Source organism: Klebsiella sp. MS 92-3 (genome assembly GCF_000195655.1).
Lineage (GTDB): Bacteria > Pseudomonadota > Gammaproteobacteria > Enterobacterales > Enterobacteriaceae > Klebsiella > Klebsiella pneumoniae.
This window is the reverse complement of sequence record NZ_GL882837.1, coordinates 21,247-22,395: the sequence shown is the minus strand read 5'-3', so window position 1 is coordinate 22,395 and position 1,149 is coordinate 21,247. Positions and strand designations below refer to the sequence as shown.

The window sequence follows — 1,149 nt, the reverse complement described above, 5'->3', positions numbered from 1 at the left end:
CGGCTATCGCCGGTGCCGCACAGAAAGCTAATCAGGCGGAGGATGAAGCCGATAGTATCCGCGCCACTGACCTCGTCGCCATGGAGTGGTAGTACGTTGGAACAATTCCGCGGGGTCAGTCCATCTCACCGCCGTTTTGCCGGTGTGCGCTTTACAAATCCAGCACTACCCGGCCGCCTTTGGCACGCGAGCAGCAGATCAGCATACTCTGCTGGCTGGCTTTCTCTTCCTCGCTGTAATACTGATCGCGGTGGTCGGCTTCCCCCTCCAGAATCATCGTTTCGCAGGTGCCGCACACCCCTTCGCGGCACAGACATTCCACTTTCGCCGCTTTGTTATTCTCGATCACCTGCAAAATGGTCATGTCCTGCGGCACGGTAAATTCGCGTCCGGAACGCGCCAGCACCAGGGTAAATGCCTCTCCGCCTTTATCTTCAACGATAAATTGCTCAAAGTGCAGCTGGCTGGCGGGAACCTGATACCGTTCGGCGGCGGCTTTCACCGCCTCGTTAAGCGCTGCCGGGCCGCAGGTATAGATGTGGGTGCCGGGTTCGATATCGGCGAACAGGCGCGACAGGTCGAGACGGCTGCCGAGCGCTGATATGTGAATATCGACCCGGTCGCGCCACGGCGCAGCGCTGAGCGCATCGACGAAAGCATTATTGTCGGCGTCGTGGAAACAGTAGTGCAGCTGCCAGTCAGCCTGCTGCTGTTCCAGTTCAGGAATATGCGCTAAAAACGGCGTAATGCCGATGCCGCCGGCGATCAGCAGATGTTTTCGCGCCTGCGGTTCGATGGCGAACAGGTTATTGGGGGTGGACACCGTCAGGGTATCGCCCGGTCGCACCTGCTGATGCATAAAACGCGACCCGCCTTTGGAAGGCGACTCAAGACGCACCGCAATCTGCCAACTGGTGGTATCCAGCGGCGAGCTCATCAGCGAATAGGCATTGCTGTAGCGCTGCTCGCCATCCTGCATCTGGACGATAATATGGCTACCGCCGCTGAATCCCGGCAGCGGGGCGCCGGTCGGCGACACCAGCGTAAAACGCTTAACCTGAGCGGTGATCTGTTCAACATCGCGAACGATCGTCTCAAACATTTGATAATCAGACATCGCGGAACTCCATCAAAAAAATCCCCCCCCGC

At 58.3% G+C, this 1,149-nt stretch carries 1 protein-coding gene; it reads right to left on the bottom strand.

From position 1 onward, the window contains the following. Positions 1-151 precede the first annotated feature (151 nt). Positions 152-1,117, bottom strand: coding sequence for a PDR/VanB family oxidoreductase (locus tag HMPREF9538_RS07695; protein WP_009485771.1), 966 nt, complete (start codon positions 1,115-1,117; stop codon positions 152-154). Between the last annotated feature and the right edge of the window lie 32 nt (positions 1,118-1,149).